The organism is Caballeronia sp. EK, from assembly GCF_014384845.1.
In the GTDB taxonomy this organism is placed as follows: domain Bacteria; phylum Pseudomonadota; class Gammaproteobacteria; order Burkholderiales; family Burkholderiaceae; genus Caballeronia; species Caballeronia jiangsuensis.
Genome location: NZ_JACSUE010000008.1, coordinates 239164 through 260729, shown reverse-complemented (window position 1 = coordinate 260729; position 21566 = coordinate 239164). Strand labels below are relative to the sequence as shown.

The 21566-nt window shown below is 60.0% G+C and carries 21 protein-coding genes; 11 read left to right on the top strand and 10 right to left on the bottom strand.

The genetic code is table 11. The features are described 5' to 3' along the window. Positions 1 to 331: 331 nt before the first annotated feature. From IAG25_RS25545 to IAG25_RS25535, 3 genes are all read right to left on the bottom strand, one after another. Positions 332 to 754 (bottom strand): GNAT family acetyltransferase, encoded by a 423-nt coding sequence (locus tag IAG25_RS25545; protein WP_187607327.1) that lies wholly within the window; start codon positions 752 to 754, stop codon positions 332 to 334. Then, on the bottom strand, positions 751 to 1935 hold the full coding sequence (locus IAG25_RS25540; protein ID WP_187607326.1) for an acetylornithine transaminase: 1185 nt from the start codon (positions 1933 to 1935) through the stop codon (positions 751 to 753). Before IAG25_RS25540 ends, IAG25_RS25545 begins: the two co-directional genes overlap by 4 nt. Positions 1936 to 2210: 275 nt before the next feature. After that, positions 2211 to 3242, bottom strand: coding sequence for a CDP-6-deoxy-delta-3,4-glucoseen reductase (locus IAG25_RS25535; protein WP_187607325.1), 1032 nt, complete (start codon positions 3240 to 3242; stop codon positions 2211 to 2213). Between the two features lie 86 nt (positions 3243 to 3328). On the opposite strand from IAG25_RS25535, the gene IAG25_RS25530 reads away from it, so the two are divergent. Beyond that, positions 3329 to 4342 (top strand): NAD-dependent epimerase/dehydratase family protein, encoded by a 1014-nt coding sequence (locus tag IAG25_RS25530; RefSeq protein WP_187607324.1) that lies wholly within the window; start codon positions 3329 to 3331, stop codon positions 4340 to 4342. On the opposite strand, the gene IAG25_RS25525 is transcribed toward IAG25_RS25530, so the two are convergent. The 5 genes from IAG25_RS25525 to IAG25_RS25505 all read right to left on the bottom strand — a co-directional run bounded on the left by IAG25_RS25525 (position 4339) and on the right by IAG25_RS25505 (position 9391). Further along, complete coding sequence (locus IAG25_RS25525; RefSeq protein ID WP_035497911.1) at positions 4339 to 4515, bottom strand: hypothetical protein; 177 nt, start codon at positions 4513 to 4515, stop codon at positions 4339 to 4341. The genes IAG25_RS25530 and IAG25_RS25525 overlap by 4 nt on opposite strands. 123 nt (positions 4516 to 4638) lie before the next feature. Next, entirely contained in the window at positions 4639 to 5478 is an 840-nt protein-coding gene (locus IAG25_RS25520) for an alpha/beta hydrolase (RefSeq protein ID WP_187607323.1), read from the bottom strand. Between the two features lie 70 nt (positions 5479 to 5548). After that, entirely contained in the window at positions 5549 to 6271 is a 723-nt protein-coding gene (locus IAG25_RS25515) for a pseudouridine synthase (protein WP_187607322.1), read from the bottom strand. Positions 6272 to 6462: 191 nt separating this feature from the next. Further along, positions 6463 to 7563, bottom strand: coding sequence for a TIGR03118 family protein (locus tag IAG25_RS25510; RefSeq protein ID WP_187607321.1), 1101 nt, complete (start codon positions 7561 to 7563; stop codon positions 6463 to 6465). Between the two features lie 109 nt (positions 7564 to 7672). Then, the gene (locus tag IAG25_RS25505; protein ID WP_187607320.1) at positions 7673 to 9391 is read right to left on the bottom strand and encodes a hypothetical protein; all 1719 of its coding nucleotides are present in this window, start codon (positions 9389 to 9391) and stop codon (positions 7673 to 7675) included. Between the two features lie 325 nt (positions 9392 to 9716). On the opposite strand from IAG25_RS25505, the gene IAG25_RS25500 reads away from it, so the two are divergent. The 7 genes from IAG25_RS25500 to IAG25_RS25470 all read left to right on the top strand — a co-directional run bounded on the left by IAG25_RS25500 (position 9717) and on the right by IAG25_RS25470 (position 17459). Then, on the top strand, positions 9717 to 10133 hold the full coding sequence (locus tag IAG25_RS25500) for a hypothetical protein (protein WP_187607319.1): 417 nt from the start codon (positions 9717 to 9719) through the stop codon (positions 10131 to 10133). A 444-nt stretch (positions 10134 to 10577) separates the two neighbouring features. Continuing rightward, complete coding sequence (locus IAG25_RS25495) at positions 10578 to 11894, top strand: tyrosine-type recombinase/integrase (RefSeq protein ID WP_187607318.1); 1317 nt, start codon at positions 10578 to 10580, stop codon at positions 11892 to 11894. Positions 11895 to 12035: 141 nt separating this feature from the next. Further along, complete coding sequence (locus tag IAG25_RS25490; RefSeq protein WP_187607317.1) at positions 12036 to 12533, top strand: hypothetical protein; 498 nt, start codon at positions 12036 to 12038, stop codon at positions 12531 to 12533. A 205-nt stretch (positions 12534 to 12738) separates the two neighbouring features. Continuing rightward, positions 12739 to 12951 carry a hypothetical protein gene (locus IAG25_RS25485; RefSeq protein WP_187607316.1) on the top strand — a complete coding sequence of 71 codons (213 nt, stop codon included), beginning with the start codon at positions 12739 to 12741 and terminating at the stop codon, positions 12949 to 12951. Positions 12952 to 13089: 138 nt separating this feature from the next. Next, a complete protein-coding gene (locus IAG25_RS25480; RefSeq protein WP_187607315.1) occupies positions 13090 to 13440 on the top strand; it encodes a hypothetical protein in 351 nt (116 codons plus the stop codon). A 101-nt stretch (positions 13441 to 13541) separates the two neighbouring features. Next, a complete protein-coding gene (locus IAG25_RS25475) occupies positions 13542 to 16433 on the top strand; it encodes a DNA-primase RepB domain-containing protein (RefSeq protein ID WP_187607314.1) in 2892 nt (963 codons plus the stop codon). Positions 16434 to 16985: 552 nt separating this feature from the next. Beyond that, the gene (locus tag IAG25_RS25470) at positions 16986 to 17459 is read left to right on the top strand and encodes a hypothetical protein (protein WP_187607313.1); all 474 of its coding nucleotides are present in this window, start codon (positions 16986 to 16988) and stop codon (positions 17457 to 17459) included. Positions 17460 to 18666: 1207 nt separating this feature from the next. On the opposite strand, the gene IAG25_RS25465 is transcribed toward IAG25_RS25470, so the two are convergent. Together IAG25_RS25465 and IAG25_RS25460 are read right to left on the bottom strand one after the other, a co-directional pair. Then, positions 18667 to 19026: a hypothetical protein gene (locus IAG25_RS25465; protein ID WP_187607312.1), complete on the bottom strand. Its 360-nt coding sequence runs from the start codon at positions 19024 to 19026 to the stop codon at positions 18667 to 18669. Next, positions 19023 to 19571, bottom strand: coding sequence for a hypothetical protein (locus IAG25_RS25460; RefSeq protein WP_187607311.1), 549 nt, complete (start codon positions 19569 to 19571; stop codon positions 19023 to 19025). The genes IAG25_RS25465 and IAG25_RS25460 overlap by 4 nt, the downstream gene beginning before the upstream one ends. Positions 19572 to 19941: 370 nt before the next feature. On the opposite strand from IAG25_RS25460, the gene IAG25_RS25455 reads away from it, so the two are divergent. Genes IAG25_RS25455 through IAG25_RS25445 form a run of 3 tightly spaced genes read left to right on the top strand, consistent with a single transcriptional unit; the run spans position 19942 to position 21565 of the window. Then, the gene (locus IAG25_RS25455) at positions 19942 to 20193 is read left to right on the top strand and encodes a HigA family addiction module antitoxin (RefSeq protein ID WP_187607310.1); all 252 of its coding nucleotides are present in this window, start codon (positions 19942 to 19944) and stop codon (positions 20191 to 20193) included. Then, a complete protein-coding gene (locus IAG25_RS25450; RefSeq protein WP_187607309.1) occupies positions 20190 to 20789 on the top strand; it encodes a hypothetical protein in 600 nt (199 codons plus the stop codon). The genes IAG25_RS25455 and IAG25_RS25450 overlap by 4 nt, the downstream gene beginning before the upstream one ends. A gap of 26 nt (positions 20790 to 20815) precedes the next feature. Continuing rightward, entirely contained in the window at positions 20816 to 21565 is a 750-nt protein-coding gene (locus IAG25_RS25445; RefSeq protein WP_187607308.1) for a hypothetical protein, read from the top strand. The last annotated feature ends 1 nt before the right edge of the window (position 21566 follow it).

Sequence of the window (21566 nt, the reverse complement as noted above, 5' to 3'; positions counted from 1 at the left end):
TTCCCTTGCATACCCAACGGCAGCGCGTAGCGCTGTGCCGAAACTATTTGGTGCTGAACCAGCGCCCTAACACAACTAGCTTGTCAGACCGTGCGCGAGCCAAGCCCGATTGGGCCTGTGAGGGCGACACTTAGGCGAGTGCCACCGCGGGCTGGCAAGCATAGCCAACGTGCGTGTGACCGCGGGCCTAGACGAGCTGCTTTCTTTGGTTACTTTCTTTGCAGCAGCAAAGAAAGTGACCCCCGCCCCGGGGAGGGGCAGTGCTAATAAACCGACACAAAAACGGGATCCGGCGACCTCCGAACCCGAGCCGACTCAATCGAAGCGCTATTCAAAGCCGCTTGCCGAGACTTACGACTTCATCCATCCGATACCCGAGCTTTTCATAGAACCCACGCAACTCGGTTTTAACGGACAGAATCTGCAGATTCACCTTCGGACAGCCAAGTTTCGCCAACACAGCTTCCGCGTGCATCATCAACGCGCGGCCATAACCGCGCCCACGAAGCGATGGCGTGACGGCCAGCGAATACACCCACCCGCGGTGACCGTCGTAACCGGCCATCACCGTGCCGATGACCTCGTCATCGAGCGCACCGACGAAAAACAACTCCGGCTGCATCTTCATCTTGTTGGCGATCGACAACGCAGGATCGCGCTGCGGCCGCGATGCATCCGCGTACTCCGGAAACACATCGCGCCACAGGGCGATCACCGCATCGCGATCGCCTGCATCGAACGTACGGATGATCACAGCGAATCGAGCACTGAACGCAGCATCGTCATCATCTGATCGATCTCGTCCTTCGTCACGTTGAGCGCCGGCATGAAGCGCAGCAGGTTCGGACGCGCGGCGTTGAGCAATAGGCCGTCGGGCTGCATCAGGCGCGCCTTCTCGACGATCTGCGGACCCTTGTCGCTATCGAGCAGCAACGCGCGCAACAGGCCTTCGCCGCGCTCGCCCTTGAAGCCGCGCTCGTCGGAGAGTTTCAGCAGTTCCTGGCGCAGATACGCAGCTTTTTCGCGCACGCCTTCGAGGAAGCCCGGCGCCACGAGCTGCGAGATCACCGAGTAACCGACTGCCGTCATCAGCGGATTGCCGTTATAGGTGCCGCCCTGATCGCCCGCATCGAAGCACGCGACATCGGCCTTCGACAGCAGCGCCGCGAGCGGCACGCCACCGCCGATGCCCTTGCCGAGCGTCATGATGTCCGGCTCGACGCCCGACAGCTCGTACGCGAACAACGTCCCCGCACGGCCGCAGCCGCTTTGCACTTCATCGACGATCAGAAGGATGTTGTGCTTCTTCGTCAGTTCGCGCAGTTGCTGCATGAACTCGCGCGTCGCGGGAATCACGCCGCCTTCGCCCTGGATCGGCTCGAGCATCACGCCGACGGTCTTCTCGCTGATGAGCTTCTCGACCGAGGCGATATCGTTCAGATCGGCCTTCGGAAAGCCCGGCACCTGCGGCGCGTAGATCGTGTCCCAGCCGGCCTTTCCGCTCGCGGACATCGTCGCTATCGTGCGGCCGTGGAAGCTGTGATCGAACGTGATGATCTCGAACGCGCCGTTCTTGAACTTCTTGCCCCACTTGCGCGCGAGCTTGATCGCGCCTTCGTTCGCTTCGGCGCCGCTGTTGGCGAAGAACACCTTGTCGAAGCAGCTGTTCGCGGTGAGGAGCCCGGCGAGCTGCGCCATCGGCGCGTTGTAGAACGCCGGCGACGGATTGATCAGCGTGCGCGCCTGCTTTTCCATCGCCTCGATCATGCCTTCGTTGCAGTGGCCGAGCGAGTTGACGGCCCAGCCCTGGATGAAGTCGAGATAGCGCTTGCCCGTGTTGTCGTAGAGCCAGGAACCTTTGCCGTGCGTGAACACGATCTCGGGACGGTTCGTGATGTACATCAGCGAATCAACGGGGTACTCATTGAAATTCATGACAGCGGGCTCCACGAAGGCTAGTGCGAGAGAAAGAGGAAAACGATGCGGAAAAAACAAAAGCCACGGATTTCCGTGGCTTCATTTCGTACGCTTCGAACAAACCGAACCGTGAGCGCAATGCATGACGAGCCAGCGGCATCCCTAGGGAAGCGGCGAGCGGCGACGTCGAAGTGCGTTCAGGATTTTGATCATTCGCGAAGGATACGTTAAGCGGTTGCTGCCTGTAAACCGCGCACGCGGATTTTTTGTCCGCGTGCGGGCTACGTGCAACATCACACGGGATGCGCCAGATCCGCCGCGCTCGTGAACGAATCCGCGTAGAACTCGTCTTCCGGCAGGCGATGATGCTGCGTGAAATCGCGCTGCGCCGATTCCACCATCACGGGCGCGCCGCACGCGTACACCTGATAGCTGCTCAAGTCTGGCAGATCTTCGATGACAGCGCGATGAACGAAGCCCGTGCGGCCCGTCCAGTTGTCGTCGGCGTCGGGTTCGGAGAGCACCGGCACGAACGTGAAGTTCGGGATGTCCTTCGCCCATTGCGCGGCGAGCTCCATCATGTAGAGATCCTTCTTGCGGCGGCCGCCCCAGTAGAGCGTCATCGGGCGGTTCAGGTTCTTGAACACCGCATGCTCGATGATCGCCTTGATCGGCGCGAAGCCGGTGCCCGACGCCAGCAGCACGATCGGCTTGTCGGATTCGTCGCGCAGGAAGAACGTGCCGAGCGGGCCCTCGAAGCGCAGGATGTCGCGCTCTTTCATCGCGCCGAACACGTGATCCGTGAACGTGCCGCCGGGCATGTGGCGGATGTGCAGTTCGAGCGGGCCTTCGTGATGCGGCGGGCTCGCCATCGAATAGCTGCGGCGCTTGCCGTCCTTCAGGATGAATTCGATGTACTGGCCCGCGTAATACTGCAGGCGCTCGTTCGCGGGCAGTTGCAGCTTCAGTTCGATGACATCGTCGGCACGGCGTTCGAGCGCATTCACACGGCACGGCAGCTTTTTCACCTGCACGTCGCCGACGCCCGCGACTTCGCGCACGTCGATTTCGAGGTCGGTCTGCGCGGTCGCGCAGCAGAAGAGGGCCATGCCGCGGGTCTTCTCGTCGTTCGACAACGCCGACGAAGAATGCGGCGCCTGCTCGACTTCACCGCTCACGACGGCGCCCTTGCACGAGCCGCACGCGCCGTTCTTGCAGCCGTACGGCAGGCCGATGCCCTGGCGCAGCGCGGCGGTCAGGACCGGTTCGTCGGGTTCTACTTGAAACTGCCGGCCGCTTTGCCGGAGCGTTACGTTGAAAGCCATAGATCGATTTCTGCGATGTGTGGAGTTGTCTCGTTCGTCTTGTTCGACGCCGCACGCGGGTTTCAGGCGACGGATAGAATGCCCGGATGATCGCCACTCGAAACCTTCGCCGCGCGCGTGTCCTGATCGTCGGGTGCGGCGATGTCGGCATGCGCGCGCTGCCGCTTCTGCATGCGCGTGCCGGCGCGCCCCGCGTCATCGCGCTCACGCATCATCCGGAGCGCGCGGGCGAGTTGCGCGCGGCCGGCGCCACGCCGATTTCCGGTGATCTCGACCTGCGCCGCAGCCTCGGAAGGCTCGCGGGCCTCGCGCGCAACGTGCTGCATCTCGCGCCGCCGCAGCGTGACGGCGATTCCGACCGTCGCACGCGCGCGCTGATTGCCGCGTTGCGCCGCCCGCGCCGCTCGGTGGCGCGCGGCGCAAAGACTCACTGGCTGCATCCGGATCGAGCCGGAAAAACGTCTTTCATTGTACCCGACGGCCTTCGCGCGGCCACGAAGCGGCGGACCGGGCCGGGCACGCGCTTCGTCTACGCCAGCACGACCGGCGTGTACGGCGACTGCGCCGGCGCGTGGATCGACGAAACACGTCCCGCGCGGCCGGAGAACGAGCGTGCGCGGCGGCGCGTGTCGGCGGAGCGGCAGTTGCGCGCGGCGGGAGTGGGAAGCGGGTGGCGTGTGTCGATCGCGCGGATTCCGGGCATTTACGCGGCCAATCGCTTGCCAGTTGCGCGCATCGAAAAGGGCATGCCCGCGCTCATCGAATCCGACGATGTCTACACGAATCACATTCACGCCGACGATCTCGCCGCGATCCTTTTGCGCGCGCTCGCACGCGGGCGGCCGCAGCGCGTGATCAACGCCTCGGACGACACGGACCTGCGCATGGCGGATTACTTCGACCGGGTGGCCGATGCATACGGACTGCCGCGTGTGCCGCGCATTTCGCGGCAGGAAGCCGAAGCGCGCCTGGAACCCGTCACGCTTTCGTTCATGCGCGAATCGCGACGGCTCTCCAACGCGCGCCTGAAGCGCGAACTGGGCTACGCGCTACGCCATCCGACGGTCGACGATTTCCTGAAAACGGCCACGCGGCGCTAGATCAGCGCCGGGATCGTTTCGAGCAGGACGAAGCACATCAGCGCGCCGATCAATGCGCCGATGAGATTCGGCGAATACTTGTGGCGCATGTGCATGACGATGGCCAGCACCCCGATGAGGACAGCGCTCAGCGCGACGAACGCAATCATCGCGACGGTCAAGTGGGAGACCATGATGCCCTCCTGCTTTTTTGATAGTCATTTTTGGTATCCGTAAGACCAGTATATGAGTGTGGACGGCGGAAGGCATGCTGCGCCGCAGCGCCCGTCATTGAGGGCTTTCACCGATTTGCATGCTCAATGCGCGTCGATGAAGGCGAGCACGTCCGTGAAAACCGGCGAGCCCGCGCGCTGCGCCGCCGAAATTGCATCGACGAGCTGAACGTGGCCGAGGCCCGCGTAGGTCTTCAGCTCGACGGCGTCGTCGTGTGCGCGCAACGCGTCGGCGAATCGCGTGCTGTTCGACGGATCGACGACGGTATCGGCGGTGCCGGTCGCGAGCAGCATCGGCGGTTCGTGGCCGGTGACGAAGTCGATCGGTAGCGTTCGCCCGCGCAGCGCGTCCGGAAAGATGTCCGACATATGCGCTTCGCGCGGCGGGATGGCCGCGTACGGGCCGGCGAGGCCGATCATCCCGCGCAGTTCCGACTTCGACATGCCGTGCGCCGTGAGGTAGCGCGGATCGGTCGCGAGCATCGCCGCGATATGCGCGCCCGCGGAATGCCCCATCACGACGATGCGGCCGGGATCGCCGCCGAAGTCGCGCGCATATTCGCGGCTCCAGCGCACGGCGGCCGCGGCGTCGTCGATGAAGCCGGGGAAGATGGTCTCGGGATACACGCGGTAGTCCGGCACGATCGTCACGATGCCGCGTTGCGCGAGCGCCTGTGCGACGTCGCGTGCGTCCGCGCGCTCGCCGCCTTGCCAGCTCCCGCCGTAGAAATACACGACGACGGGCCGCGCGCCGTCCGTGCGGCTGTGCGGCGCATACACGTCGAGCTTCTGGCGCGGTGCGGCGCCGTAAGCGAGGCCATCGGCCCGCTCGTCGTTCTGCGCGCGCGCCCGCGCACCGGCGAGGCCGGCCGCGCACGCGACGAGCGTCAGGGAAATGAACCGCCGTCTCGCCGGGATGTGCATGATGGGTTCGTCCTTCGATGTGATCGAACAACGGCTGCGATGCATCCGGCGCGGCGGCTTCGAAGCGAAGCTACGGCGTCGTATCCGGCTCCCGGCGCAGCGCGGCGAGATCGGCTTCATCGAGCCAGCGCCATGCACCTTCGGCAAGCGTGCCAGGCAAAGCATAACCGCCGACCCGCTCGCGATGCAGTTTCTCCACGCGGTTCCCGGCGGCCGCGACCATGCGCTTCACCTGATGGTATTTGCCCTCGAGCACGGTGAGTTCGACGAGCCGTTCGTCGCGCCGCACGGCCGCGAGCGCGGCGCTCGGTTTCGACTCGCCGTGCAGCAGCACGCCTTCGCGCAGCTTTGAGAGCTGTGCATCGTCGAGCGGATGACGCACGGTCGCGAGATAGACCTTCGGCACCTTCCGTTTGGGCGACGTGAACGCGTGAACGAACGCGCCGTCATCGGAGAGAAGGAGCAGGCCGGTGGTGTCCTGATCGAGCCGGCCGACCGACTGCACGCCGCGTTCGACGAACTGCGGAGGCAGCAGATGAAACACGCTCAGATGATGTTGCGGATCGCGCGAGCATTCGTAACCCGCCGGCTTGTTGAGCGCGATGTACGCCTTCTCGCGATACGGCCAGAGATGATCGTCGACTTCGAATTCGAGACCGGGCGTGACGGGAAGATCGGCATGCGGATCGTCGTGCACGACGCCCGCGATGCGCACGCGGCCTTCGGCGACGATGCCGCGGCACTGGCGGCGCGACCCGAAGCCTTGGGAGAAGAGGAGGGTTTCGAGGTCCATCGGATGAGCGGAGTTGAAGCGCGCATTCTAGCAAGCCGCGCTTTCGGTCCGCGTTCGCCGGTCGCGTTGCGCTTCGGCGATACAAAAAGAGCGCCGCCCGAACCGCGGGCGGCGCCGAGCGTGGCGATGCGCATTCGGACGAAGGGGCGTCCGGGGCCGGCGTCATCGCCCAGGGAAACGCGCCGCGCGCTTCATTGCATGTCGATGCGGCCGTACACGCCGTCGGCTTCAAAGTTCGGTCCGGCCGCGAAGAAGAGCGTGTTGGAGGGCTGCGCGCTCAGGTTGTTGCCGAACGCGATGCCCCACAAGCCGCGCTGCACGAGCGGCGTGCCGTCCGTATTCATGAACTGGCCGACGAACGCGCCGCTATTCGGATCGAACGCGTTGATCGTGCCGTCGCCGAAATTGCCGACGAGAATATCGTTGCTGAAGGTGCCGAAGTTGCCGGGAGCCTGCGCGATGCCCCATGGCGCATTCAGCGGGCCGTTCGCCGCGAAGCGCTGCATCAGGTTGCCGTCGAGGTCGAACACGTCGACGAAGCCCTGGCCCGCGCCCGGCACGTCGTCCTCGGCGTCGCTGTCCTGCTTCGCGTAGGTGACGAAGATCTTCGAGCCGATCGCCTGGATGCCGAAGGGCGCGAAGCCCGCTGGAAGCTGCGTGTCCGTGAAGCCGCCGGGCACGACGATTTTCGTGAAGGTGCCGTCGAAGACGTCGATCCTGTTGTTGTGGAAGTCGGTGGCGTATAGGCGATGCCCGCCCGCCGCCGTGGTGGCGATCGCGAGTCCCTTGTAGATGGCGCCCGATGCGCTCGAGTCGACGGCCGTGAACGCGTGCGTCATGTCGACGGCGGGCGCCCACGCGGTGATCGAGCCGCCTTCGCCCGCGAAGATGAATGCGGCGACGCCGGACTTGCCGTTGCGCGCGAGCGTGAGATCCGGTCCTTTGTTGAAGACGATTCCGGTGGGATTGGCCGGACCGTTTGCGGTCGCGGGAATCGACACGACGAGCGATTGAACGACGCCGTTGCCGTCATAGAGCGTTGCCGTTTGCGTGCCATTGTTGGCAACCCACACGAAGCCGTTCGGATTGAACGCGACGCCCCAGCCGTTCTTCAGGTTCGGGTCCGTGTGCGGCGCGGGCACGGCGCCATCGGAGACGACGATCGACATCTTGAAGCGTGTCGCCGCCGGCATGTTGTCGCTCGAGCTGCCGCCGCCGCACGAGGCGATGCCCGTCAATGTCACGACCGCCGCGGCGCAGACGATGAAGCGGCTCCACAATCCGGATTGCATGATGGTGACTCCTTCGGCAGCGGTGCGCCGTCAGTTCGTTCGTCACCTCTAAACGGATGGGCCTCGCGGCTTATTCCGTTCGCAATCCGTGCGCTTGTTTCGATGCGCGTCAGTGTGCGTCGCCGCGTCCCTTCGATGTCACCGGCACGCCGAGCCCGAAGAGCGTGAAACGCGAGTCGTCGTCATCGCCCGACATCGCGGGGTGCCGCGAGCCTGCGGTCCAGCGGCCGTCGAAGGTCATCGTCGGGACGATCGGCTTCGGTATGCCGCTGGCTTGCCGGAAGTACTCGGTATTGGTCTCGTTCTGCACGGCGAGCGCTCGGCGCAAGGTCGCCTGCGTCTGCCCGTTGCGCGGATCGAGCGACACCGCGCGGCGCGCATTGCGCAATGCGCACGCGGCGTCCATGTTCGCGACGCAATTGCGTGCGCTCGCCATCGCGCCGTCGCGCGCCCGTTCCTGACGCGACAATTCGGCCGCGAGCTGCTGGATTTCCGGACTGCGCGGCTCGCTCGCATAGAGGCCGCGCATATGGCGGCGCGCGGTCGTGAGATCGCGGTTGGCGAGCGCTTGCTGGAGCGACGCGATGCTTCGCGCGACGGCAGCGGGAAGCGGGTCCGCGACCGGCGGTGCCGGATGTGTTGCGGGCTTCTCGGCGGCTGCGATCGTCGGAGTGGTTCGAGGCGGCTCGGTCGTGCGCGTGACGGGCGTGACGGGCGCGGGCGTTTGTGTCGCCGGTTTTGCAGGGACCGGGGCTGCTGCTGTCAGCGTCGTGCTGACACGCGGTTCCGGCTTCTGCATCGATGCGATGACCGGCGTCGCCGGTTTGATCGACGGCGCAGCGGCGGCGACCGGCGTGCTCGTCGTCGTGTTCGGTGTTGCGGGCTTCGCCACGGCTACGGCGGCCGATGACGCGATGCCCGGCGACGGCGCGTTCGCCGTGACATGTGCCACGGGCGCGGCGGGCATCTGCGGCTTCGCGGGTGCGGCGGCAGCCAGCGTGCTGGCCGATGCAGGCGCGCTCGTGGCGACGACAACGCGCGGTTCGACGCGCGGTGCGACCGGCGGCGCTTCCGTCGTCGCACGCGCTACGACCGGAACGCTCGGCGGCTTCACCGGTGCGGCGGCAGCCAACGTGCTCGCCGATGCAGGTGTGCTTGCGGCGACGACGACGCGCGGCTCGACGCGTGGTGCGACCGACGCGGGTTCCGTCGTCGCACGCGCTGCGAGCGGGACGCTCGGCGAGGCCACGGCGTGTTCTTCGCGCGTGTGATTCGCCTTCGCGATCGCCGCGGCCGACGCCGACGCCGGCGCGACGGCCTGCGCATTCGCCGAATCCGCCTTGGACCGCATCAACGATGCATGCCGCGCAACGTCTGCGCCCGGCGCGCCGGACGCGCGGTCGCGAACCGAGCCCGCCACGCTGATGCCCGGGTCGTCGCTCACCGGCGGGGCATTGTCATCCAGACGCGCATAGAAGTAACCGCCGACCGCAATGCTCGCGACCACGCCGCTGACCAGCACGGCGATGGTCGTATGCGCGGACTTGCGGCGCTGCTCCTGCGCATCGCCGGGCTCGATGAAGTTAGGATAGGACGTCAGCATCCTGCGGCGCACGAGGCGCTGCAGCCAGTGGCTGTCATCCCAATCGACGATATCGAGTTGCGCAGGCACCGGCACGGGCGCGCGGGTCTCCGCGCGGCTCGTGAAAATCGCGCCCTGGCGATCGGCGCCGCAGGACGGGCAGGTGTCTTCCTCGGCTGGCGAAACCGTGCTGCAGCGTTTGCAGATGACGGAGTCGAGTGACAGCGAGTATTCAGGTCGATTCATGTCGTACCCTTCTTCGAGTTATGGCTCGACGCATCGCGCGAGCGGGTCACGACATCGAGATGGTCCTAAGCAACCCGAAATGCGGGCGCTGCGCGAGCGAGCATCCCCGTGATGCTCCTCGCGCCGGGATTCTGAATGCCGATGGGAGGTATTTTTGCGGCGCGCGGTTAAACGCGTCTACGCGATTGCGCACATTCGCGAATCGTGACGTCAGGAAGAAACAATAAAGAAACCTGTACGGACACGACATAGCCATCTGGATGACTTCCCGCAAATGTTTGCGCGGGCGAGATTGCGTGTCATCAGATACGAATGGATGATGACAATGCAATCGAACGGCTTTGACGCGACGGCGCGGCAGTTGATAGTCGGACTGCCGCTGTTCATGGGAATGATCGAATACATCTTGCGAGTGGCGCTGAAGCAGCCCGGGAAGGACGATTTCTTTCCGATCTCGCTCGTCGCCTCCAGCGTCAGTCTGAACATTGCGCTGGCCGCGCTGCCGGGCGAACTGCGCGGCGGGTTCTGGACGTCAGCGCAACGAATCAGTCAGGCGATGTTTATCGCGAATCTGGGAATTTTCGCCTCTCTGATTGGCGTGCTCCTGTGGATATACTTGCTCGTGGCTTCGTTTAGTGAAGAGGTCCGAGGAATCTTGCCGCTTCATCCGTTGCGAGATTCTTTGGTCTACTACGTATTTTCAATCGTGGCGAATGAATGGAAGGCGAGGGTGGCAAGATGATGAGCTTCGTATTGGGATTTTTTAGGGAGTATTGGCCTGTCGTCCTGGCGTGCGCGTTCGCGAGATACGGTGCTCCTGTTGTGGCGGACTGGCTTTTTCGCCATTTCCCGAAGGAAACGCCTCAGGGCAGAACGGAGCGGCGTTCGGGCGTCGATTGACACGGGTTGACGCGAATAGATCAACGCGACGCGATCTTGGAGTACGTCCAGGAAGGGCCTGACCCAAACGCAAAAAAGCCGCTCACGACGGAGCGGCTTTTTCAGTAATCCTGGTGCCCAGGGCCGGAATCGAACCGGCACGCCTTGCGGCGGGGGATTTTGAGTCGAGTGCGAAAACCAGAGCACGAGTTAAGTTGCTGATTCGATTAACGATTTAAGGCCACGTTTCAACCCGAATTCCCGGCTTTTCCGTACTTATCCACTCTCTACGGAAAAGTTACGGAAAATGCTAACCCTAGAAAACGGGCGTTCAGCCCTCTCGCGCAAGGCCGTCTTCACCCTCGCGGCTCGGACTCCGGGCCGATACACAGACGCCGAATTCCCGACACTCGGGCTACAAGTGTCCCCGAAGGGGCGCGCCGTCTGGTTCGCTCGCGGTAAGGCTCCGGGCGGGAAGGAGTTTCGACACACGCTAGGACTCGCCGCGACGGAAGGCGACGGGCTTATCTCGTTCTCTTACGAGCAGGCGCGCGAATGGGCGCTCAGCACCCTACGAGCCGCGCACCGCCCGCCCGAACCGAAGCCGCAGGACGATCCATACGCGACGCTCGCGGGCGTCTGGCCGATGTTCATCGAGAACCGCCGCACAAAGAAAGGTCAGCCGCTCGCCGCGAGCACAAAGAAGGACTACCAGAAGTGGTTCGATGTCGCCCTGAAGCCGGTTCATGACTGGCGGCTGGCAGACACGCGGGCGCTCGCTTGGGTCGAGTTCTTCTCGGCGGTCCGCGAAAAGCATGGCGCATCTAAGGCGCTCTATATGAGCAACATTATGTCGAGCGTCTACAGCTTCCTGATGAGCCTAGATCAACTCGACTCCAACCCCATAATAAAGGTGCGGCTAGGACGTTTGTTCATCGCACCGAAGCCGCGCACCTCCCATATAGAAGTCGCTGACCTTCGAGCGTTCTGGGCGGCGGTCGGACGGACCCTTAAGCGGCGCGACAGTCGGGACGCGGTACGGCTTCTGTTTCTGAGCGGGTTGCGCCTCAACGCGGCGCTCGGGTTGCGCTGGGGTCAGTTGGACCTCGCGAAAGGCTTCGCCTACATCGAACCGGGCACGGAAGGCTGGAAGGGTTTCAGCGGAGTCTTTCCGTTGAGCGATTACGTTGTGGACCTTCTGCGCGTCCGGTACGTCAGCCGCAAGTCGCGTGAATGGGTATTCCCGAAGCGCGTGGGCGATCCGGAGGAGGGTTCGCCGCACCTCTCGCGGGTAGGCGATTCGCTAACGAAGGTTTGCGACGCGGCGGGCATCGAGCGTGTAACGGCCCACGATCTGCGCAGGACGCTCGCGACGGTCGGCGACTTAGCGTTCGGCGCGGACCATTCGAAAGTCGCTGTCCTACTCGGCCATAACTGGGCCACGAACGAAAAGGGCATGACCGTCTCACGCGGCGCGATTACGGCCCGCTATATCCAAACCGAACTCGCCACGCTGCGCGCGATAGCGAACGAGGCGGGCCGTACTTTGTTGGAGTTGTGCGGGGAGTTGCCGCTGACGGACGAGACAGCCGCGAAATTGCGGCGGGCCGGGCTGACTATCTAATTCTCAGACGTGATAGTGAAAATCAGTTGGACAATCGCAAGATTTCTGTAACGCATCAAACAGAAAGTTCAGGATAATAAATCCCGTAGTCGCAGTGAACAGAACCTCCCAGAACCGAAAGAACCCTAAGGAATCCTCATCATGGCACGCAAAACCCTCTCAGCTAAGTCAGCCAAAGCAGTCGCACCCGAAGTCGTTCAAGCAACCGTCGAAAATCTCGAATGGATAGAGGCGGACGGGGTAGTAAAGGCGCTCCCGAACGTCGAAACGGTCGAGCAGCCCGTAATAGTCTCGCCTGTGGACTATGCGCCTTGGGCGTGGCCGCGCGGCGAGCAGTTCGGCCTTTCGGCGCTCAACCTTCCGAAATACTACGGTCCGAAAGCCGCGAACAGCACGGGCATCGCCTTATCATGGATCGATCCGGAAGTGAAGGCCGCGAGGCTCACACGCAATCGCGTAAAAGTTTCGAACAACGGAACCGTCACCGAGTTTAAGAGCGTGGCCGAAGCGTTCCGGGCTCTCAAGCTTCCATTCGAAAAGCACATCAAGTTTAGGTCGCGAGTGAAAGCCGCAGCGGGTGAGCCGGTTTTCTTCGAACATAAAGGGCTTACGTACGCCTTCGAAGCGGTCGCAGCCTAAACGCCTAGTCTCCCTTCCAACGCCCGCCTTAGAGTGATCTAGGCGGGCGTTTTCACGGCTAATCTCGGTTACGTTTCGTTACTTGGTTGTCGGAATTTTCGAAATTGTGAGAGTTAAAAGCTATCACGAAAATAATCCTGAAAGTGATCGACTATTATCGTTGTTACTTAGGTAAACTAGAGTCCTAAGTTCTTAGGAGGCCACCATGGCATACACCGAAATGCGGACGGTCATCGATCCGGCGCTAAAGGCACTTGCTTGCGAAGCTCTGAAGGGCAAGAACGTTTCCGTGAGCGATTTCTTTCGCTCTGCTCTCGTCCATTTGGTCGAGAAGGGTGATGTTCCGTTCGATATTCAGAAGGCGCGCGGCGATGGAGTGAAGTACACGCCGCGCCACAAGGAAGTCGCAGAAGCGTAAGCGATAGCAATACAGGGCGAGTCCCGCCCGGAGCGCGTTTAGCACTCCTCAAGACGGACATAGAAAGGGTTGACCGCTTGTAGCTAGGGTCAGCCCTTTTTGTTTGGATGCTGGAAAACACTAATTCGGGAGAAGGCTGTGAACTATGAGTACAGGCCGGATTATGGAGGTGGGTTTGACGAGGACGACCACTACACAACGTCCGGAGTAATGCCTTGGGGGAAGTTCGCTGGCACCGCCCTTTGTTTCGTCGCCGAGAATGAATGGTATTGCGAGTTCCTTTTCGATCAGCCTTGGTTTGACCAGTGGCCGCGATTGCGTGACGACTTAATGGCTGAGTACGCGTGCCTTCAAGACGAGCGGAAACGACAGGTGGAGGAAGCGAGAGCGGCGAGAAAGAAGGCTGAACGCGAATGGAAGCAGGAGCAAGCGGAGAAATCGCGAACAGACCTGCCGATTTATTTGAGGAGCGAAGCAGATGAATTCTAGACCGCGCAAACAAAAGAAAGCCGCGCAGGACTCTGGGAAGGGTAAGTGCGCGGCTTCGGGCGATACGAACTAAACAATCTCACTACGTTAGGATTATAGCTATGCAAACCCTTGAAAGTAAAGAAGAAAACACCGTTCAAATCACGGCGAAAGAGCGGATGGCGCTGGCGCAAGAGTTTCTCAATGAACTCGGCGCTGGACTTCCAGATGACGAGCGCGTGATGGTCACGTATCCCGAAAAGGCCAATAACATTGAAGGCGAGGAATACGATGGCCGCCAATGGGCGTCTAAACCGTACCGCGAAGGCCACGAGCTTCCGACCGAAAAGAACTGCTACGCGATGATCTCGTCCGCGATCAAAGCCAAGCACCCGAAAACCGGAGAAATGAAGTTCTGGCGGCACAAAAGCAATTTCGGTCACGGCCTCGCGCTTATGGTGGACGACATTGGGACGGGTGCCGGATCGAAAGGCGATATGACGCTGGACGATCTCAAAGGGAAGCTGGAACCGACCGTAATCATTGAAACGTCACCTTCCAACTTTCAAGCGTGGTATTTCTTCGATGAGCCTGTAGCGGACCGCGAGCGATACGCGGCATTTCTCGAAGGCTTCGCGAGCGAAGCGCTGTCGAAGGGCGGCGACCACACGATCAAGGACATTACCCGCATCGGTCGTTTCGGCATGGGCGTCAACAATAAGCGCCGCGAGGACGGATCGCTGAAATACTCGGACGCGAGCGGCAAGCCGTTTCAGCCGCGCCAAGTCGAAGCGAATTACTTCAATCGCTACACGATGGAAGAGATTGCGGCTGCGTTCGAATTCGACATTGTGGTCCGCGAAAAGTACGTTGACCCGGATTGCGCCGCAGACGACTTCAATGCTGCTGTGTTTAAGAGTGCCGTTAGGCTTTTCGGAAGTCTCGGGAGCGGGACGGGTCCGAACGGCGCGATGGAGGAAAGGACAGCGGGCAAGTATCGAATCGTTTGCCCTTGGGGTGACGAGCATAGCACCGGCCAGCGAGCGACGGACGCCGCGTTTTGGAATCCGGATGCGCGCCATGACGTCGCGTACAACTTCCACTGCTCGCACGACTCTTGCCAGAAGGCCGGGAGAAAGTGGAAGAAGTTCATCGACCAGATCGTGATGCCCGATATCGAGAATAAGCTGGAAGCGGCGAATGACGATTGCGAGGCGGTCGAAGGCGCGATGACGTTCAATGAAGAGGCGCGCGGCTACGCATTTTCCCGCCCGATTACGGCCTTCATCGACAAGATCGGTCCCGAACCCTTCGTGCGCGGAGCTCAGGCCGCTTCCGGTCGCGCGTCGCGTGCGCAGGACGCGGACGAGAAGGAAACGCAGGACGAATCGCGCAAGAACGGTCCGCCGGAAGGTGAGGGAACGGGCGCTGCGGCGGCGGGCGACAACACTTCGGGCGGCGCGGCTGCTGCCGCGAATCGCGCTCAGTCGAACAGCACCGCCGCGAAGGGTGTCGAGGACTTGGGCGTGGGTTCGAAGTGGTACTACGGATGGTGGTATTCACTCGCGGAAAGCGCGGTGTGCCGCCCCGGTTCGAAGCATACGTACAAGAGCACTGACTTCAACGCTGTCTTCGGCTCAGACTTCTTCAACATGAAGGCGGAAAAGAAGTTGGGGAAGAAAAGCGCATTCACGTGGGTCCAGGACGTTCACCCATTTAAGCCCGCCGCAGGAACCGCGCACGTTTTCGGACGGCCCGCCACGTTTGAATTTGAAGGGTCGGTGTATGTGAATACGTTCAACGAGAAAACCATCCCGCCCACCGCGACCGAATACACGGACGAAGGCGTGGCCGCAATCCTGACCGTGCGTACGCATATCCGGCAGTTGACGGGCGAGAAGGGCTATCTGAGCGGCGATTGGGAAGCGGACAAGGTCGCGTGCTATCTCGAATCGTGGATCGCAATGAACGTGAAGCAGCCGGGGAAGACCATTGGCTTTTGCCCGCTGATTAAGGGCATTCAAGGCGACGGCAAGACGATCATTTTCCAAGGATTGATGGCCGCGCTTCTCGGTGACGCGAATGTGAGTACCGTGAACGGCGATCAGATCACGAAGAAATCCGGCTGGGCGAAGGGAAGTGCGATGGTCTGTATCGAGGAAGTGAAACCGGAGAGCGGCGAAATTCGAAGCGCGGTCACCGATAAGCTCAAAACCTATGTCACGAATCCGAAGGTTGAAATTGAGGATAAATGGGTCAAGCGCCATATCGTTCCGAACGGCACGAATTACGCGGCGCTGACGAACTATGAGAACGCGATTCCTTTGGACCTCACTGATCGACGCTATATGGTCGTGTTCACGCCTTGGAGGACCATCGCTCAATTCGTGGAGGTGAACGGTCAATACGAGAAATATTTTGAACGTCTCGCCTCATCCTTCGATCACGCCGCGCAGTTGCGTAAGTTCTTCAACGAATATGAACTGGCGGCTGGATTCAAGTGGAATATGCGCGCGCCCGATACTGAGTCCAAGAAGGTGATGATCAACGCTGAGGAAGCGGACATGGGTATGTCGAAAATTAAAGCCTATATCGAACACGGCGAGTTGGGCGTGTCGAAGGATATTATTGCCGCTCGGCTGCTTCAGGAGCACATTCAGCGCGATACCGGTGAAGTCAATCGTATGCGCCGCCAGATTGCGACGATGCTCGGCACGAAGCTTGGGTGGACGCGTGCTCCGGAAGATGTTAGGTGGGAAGGCGGCACTTATACGGTCTATGTGCGGAATCAGGAGTATTTGAAGCACGAGTTATTGTCTGGCGAAGCGATCGATGCTGAGAAAGCAAAAGACCCGGCGTTCATGAAGAAGTTTGTGAATGCGCGTTTGCGTTCGATGCTGGACGCGACGGCTACCGAAGAGAATTGCAAGCGATACGTGCCCGCCAGTAAGGATTCGACCACGATGGAGTGGCGTTCTGAGATGATCGAAAAGGCGAAGGGTAACGGTTTTTGATTGTTTGTTTATTGACGTTCGTTGTTGAATCTTGGGCGGACCTGCGATTGTGGGTTTGCCCTTTTTGTTTCGTCGTATGTTTTATGTTTTTGGCTGTCCTTGGAAAATCGGAATACCGATTTTTCTCCGATCTGGGGCGGACATTGTAAGTTGTTGATTTTATTGCGAACTGGTCTTTTAAGCGTCCGCTTAGATCGAAATCGGATATCGTCCTGCATTCTTCCCTTACAGGCGTCGCTATCCCCCGGCACGATAGTTAGCACACTAACAATCCCGTCCTAAAAATCTATAAAAATCTCCGATCTATTCCGATTCCGATTTTTTCATATGTAAAAGCCGCGCGGCTATTGGGTTCAAGCAAAAATCGGAAACGAAACGACCCAGATCGGAAATCAAGCCTTATCCGATCTAGCAGCGTCAGCCGAAGTTACTGTGCTAAAGCACTCTGAGACAAAAGCATTGGCGGCGATTGTCGTTGGTGAAAGTGCGCGAGCCATCAATGTAAAAGCCGAATATAATCAACGCAATAGCATTCGACGGACGTTAATAATCATGGATCAACTCAACTACAGCCCTGGTGATTTCGTGGAACCGGAATTCGCGGCAGAGTGCGCGGATTGCTTTGACGCATTTATCGAATTAATCATCGAGGGCGTCCCACGTGATTTGGCGATCATCGACGCATTCCAGATGATCAAATACAGCGCAAATATCGGAAATGCGGACGCCTTGGCTATGGCGGCGCAGTGCAACCCGTATGTTAAAACACGCCTAGCGGCCCGCCTGAAGGACGCGAAGCCTACGGACCTCTGGAGCGAAAAGAAGGCGATTAATCACCTTCTCGCCATCCTGAAGAGTGAAAAGACGCGCGGCGCGGATAAGATCGCGGCAATCGACCGACTGAACGTGCTGCTCGACATCACCGTGATCGATGAGGCAGGGCGGACGAAGAAAGTCCCGACTTTGGACGACCTGTATCCAGACGACCCGAAGCCCGAAGGCGAGAACCGACCGACTACACATTAAAACGTGTATAGCGGGCTTCGGACGCCCTAAGGTATAGCGAAGGTAGTCCAGGAGTATCGAAGGGCGCTAGAGCGATTCTAAGCGCCCTTTGTCTTTTCAGCGACCGTAATATAAACGTAATAACGACCCAACACGCGCGGCACGTGATAGACTGGGTAAATAAGCAGCGAAAAACCGATAACGCTTATTACGTAAAATTCCGACTAATACGATTATCAGTGTATAACCCAAGCGGAATAACGAAACCCCAATATACACTGTGAATAGTCGTACGACGACCTCAACTCTTACGCCCACTTTTTAAGCGAAACGCAGCGATTATTACTGTAAAGGCGAATAATCGAAGCGTGAAACGCGACTCTCAACCTTACGATATGGACGCTGCATCGAAAGGTCCGCGTAAGGCTGAGCGTGGACTGTCTTTCATCGTTTGTTGTCCCATTTCGTTTGCCTAGATCAAAACACCTGCCCTCACCCTCTTTCCGCGCGAGGTGGGAAACATGCTGGTCTTATTATATTATTTTTCCGGAATGTCCGATTCGATCCGTCCCTAATTAAGCGCGCTATTCCACTCGACTTACATCGGACGTTTAATCGATAATCGGCCTACGGATTAACTCTACGGACTCCAGATTATGCACTCGCTCAAACTAGCGGCTATCGTCCCGATCACGATTGCGTCGCTTTTGTTTATTTTCATCTGCCTGTACGTGGGATTCAATGTCCTGCGCTGGTCGCCCATTTGCAGCGGTGACGTAGCGAGTGGCGCGGCAAGAGGCTATTTGGAGTGCTATATCGACAAGTCGAAATACTGGTAACCCGTCATGAAAAGCCGTCTGCTCGCAGCGTTAATCATCCTCGCCGCAGGCTCACACGCCGCATTCGCAACAACAACAGTAAAGCGCCCGCGCGAAACGCCGGATAACCGACAGCGCGTGATCGCCGAAATTAAACAGGCGCAGTGCGCGTTATACGGGCGCCAGTGTCCGCACAGACTATCTTTGCGGCGTGAACGCGACCGATAATACAACCCGTACCGGGCGTTCTCGCGTGCGCCCGGTACGCCGCAGCGCGAGTCATGATCCGTCTCCAATCGCCCAATCGCCGTGTTTCAGGCGGCGATGTGAAAAAGCCGCGTTACTTTCGGGTTCCTCAGAGCCTCCCGTCAGTCTCGCGGCTTTTCATTTCTACGGTTCAAACTGCGCAGCTAATCCCTCAGTTCGAACAGGAATTCTCGTTCGCCGCATCTGATCGTCACCATCCCTTCGCAAACAACCTTCTCTCGCAGCTTCTCGATTCGTGACCCGGCCAGGTAGAGCTTCAGCGCCGTACACGCGGCACCGATCGAGCGATACGGCCTACGGACACCGTCTACCGTTGCATAAACGTGAATCGGCACAAAGGGCTTCGGCTCACCCTTATCGAGTAGGCTGGGGAGAGATTTTGCCTTTCCGTCCGCGCTGACCCATGTGCGTTTCATCCGCTGTACGCGCACGTCCTCTTCGTACTCGGGCGGCTCGATAGCGTGAAGCAGCGGCGTTAGCCATGAGGTTTCAATTGTGCTCATTTTCCGCGCCTCTCCAGTCGATAAGTCTCGCCCATAAATTCGAGCGTAATTCGCCCGCCGTTCTTCATTTGCCATTTGCAGGCGTTGTAAAGCGCAACACCTAAATCGAAGTGGCGGAATGCCTGTTGCGGCGATTGGAATTCGAACGACTCGCCGCCCACTGTCATAATCACCGGATCGATAGGCCACCGTTCCGCCTCGCGCGCCGCCTTCCGTGCCGCCTCCCGTGCTCTAGCGGCTTCCTTCGCTGCCTGTTTGGCTTCCCACGCGACCTGCAAGGCCTCCCGTAGCGCCTCGATTCGGGCGCGCCGTTCCGCTTTTTCTAGCGCCTTCTCTGCGTCCCGTGCCGCGCGCCACTCGGCATGCCGCTCCACATTCGTTTTCGATTGGGCCTGTTGCGCGGCGTATTCCTCGCGCTTTCGCTTTCTCTCTGCGCGGCTTGCGTCCCGTCGCGCGATTACTTCCGGACTGTCCCTATAAACGTGCACCTTAGTCCGCGAAGGGTCATAGCGATATTTGCTGACTTTCACCCCGACAGTGTCCATTTAGATAATCCTCCCGGCTATTAGTTTATCGCGGAAGTTATTTAAAAGACTCGCGCTGATCACTGATGCATACACTAAAACCGCCGTTCCGAAATGCTCAGGGAAGGCGTAATTCGCGGCCATCAAGAAGATTGGGTGATTGTGAATACCGAGTCGAGACATTTGAACAGGCTCCGATTTAAAAGTTAAACAACGTTTCTTTAATCGAAGTTTAACTGCCTTTAATACGCCTTAAAACAATCGGACATTAAACGAGTGTGCAAGCCGCGATATTTCGTTTATTTAATGTCCGATTGTAGCCATCGACCGGTGAACAGGCTTAAACTCGAATTAACGATAAGCGCCCACCCAGCGTATATAGGAAACCGCGATGCAAACTCACCCCGCTAGAACTCCCGGCACCGCGCTTAAAGACCTGCTTGAAAAGAACCAACTCAAGCAAAGCGAAGCCGCAAAGAAACTCGAAATCTCCGAAGCATTATTGAGCCTTATGATTAAAGACAAAGCACGAATCACTACCGATATGGCCGTCAAAATCGAGCGCGTTATTGGCGGTTCTGCGGACCAGCTTGTCTATCCGCAATTGGTCGCGGATTTGGCGAAGGCGCGGGAGGCAGCATGAAACTCGTAGTCAACACAGGCCGTCCTTCAGGCCTTCTGGAAGTGATCGACACAGCGGCGCTTTATACGGCCGCAGAGTTGGTCATGCTCCACGGCAAGGACGCTCACGCATTGATGTTCGCCCAAGTCCGCGAAATCAAGTCCAGCCCGCAGACATACTTCCTGCCGCGCGGCGAGATGTCGAACGCGGATATTGAATGGCCGTTCAAGAATGATCGTAAGGCGCTGGAGAAGCGCGAGAAATTTCTGGAACGGCACCGCGCATTGCTCACGTCTTACTGCGTTCTCCGGGCGGAAGGCTACATGCCGCAGGTCGCTTACCTCGCCACGTTCGCATGCGGCAAGGATACGGAACTGAACGCAGCGGCCATCGACCGCGCATTCGCCGGGTGCAAGTTCCTGGAGGCTTCGAAGTTCGTCACGGCGGAAGTAGGGCGGCTAGTCGCGAATCCGACCATGATCGCGAAGTCCGCACGGGAGATCATCGCGTGGATCGACACGCAGCTTAAGTTCACCTCGAATCGCGCGGACCTGAGCACGCTGTACGAATCGCGCGGCAAGTTGGGTTTCATTGCCGACCAGCACGACAAGAAGTAGTCACCTTACCAACAGGAGCAAAACAAATGAATCGTGGCGGACACACCAACCTCAGCGGCGCGCCGGTCGATAGCTTCGTACCGATCATCGACCACAAGCTGAACAATCCGGACAGCGAGCGCACGCTGATCGAAGCGATGGAAGTCGCTCTGAACAACCCGGCCTTCGAGAAGCGCTGGGGCGACCTTCTGCGCGCGAAGCATCCGGCACTCGCGAAGGCTCACGAGAACATGAAGGCGGGCAATCGCCTGAACGGTCGCACGCCCGGAGTCATGGACGCAGCGGTCAGCGGCGAAATCATCGGCCACCCCGCAGCGAACGCGCCGAAGGCCGCTATGACCGCCAGCCGCAAGACGCGCACCGTGTCGATGGACGGCAACTTCGTTCCGAAGGGCTTCGAGCAAACCCCGTTCGATAACGCGGGACTCGCAGTGGCGCAGGGCGAGCAGCAACGCGCTACCGATCCGCGCACGGTCGCAGGCATGGCGGGCGACACGAATATCGACGGCCTTATGACCAAGCTCGCGGGCACGATGGACGCAATTTTCGCGGGCATCCGCGCTCGCGGCGGCATTCCGCGCACCGGAGTAAGTGTTCAGCGGCGCGGCGTTACCGTGAAGGGTATTCGGGCGGCGGACTCCGCAGCGACCGCTAAGGCCAAGCTCAAGCAAGCGATGGACGCAGCAGAAGCACAAGCGAAAGCGACCGGCGCGGAAATGGCTCCGATTCCGACACGTTGGGACGCGCGGCTGGGCCAGTACGTTCTCGCTGACTAAA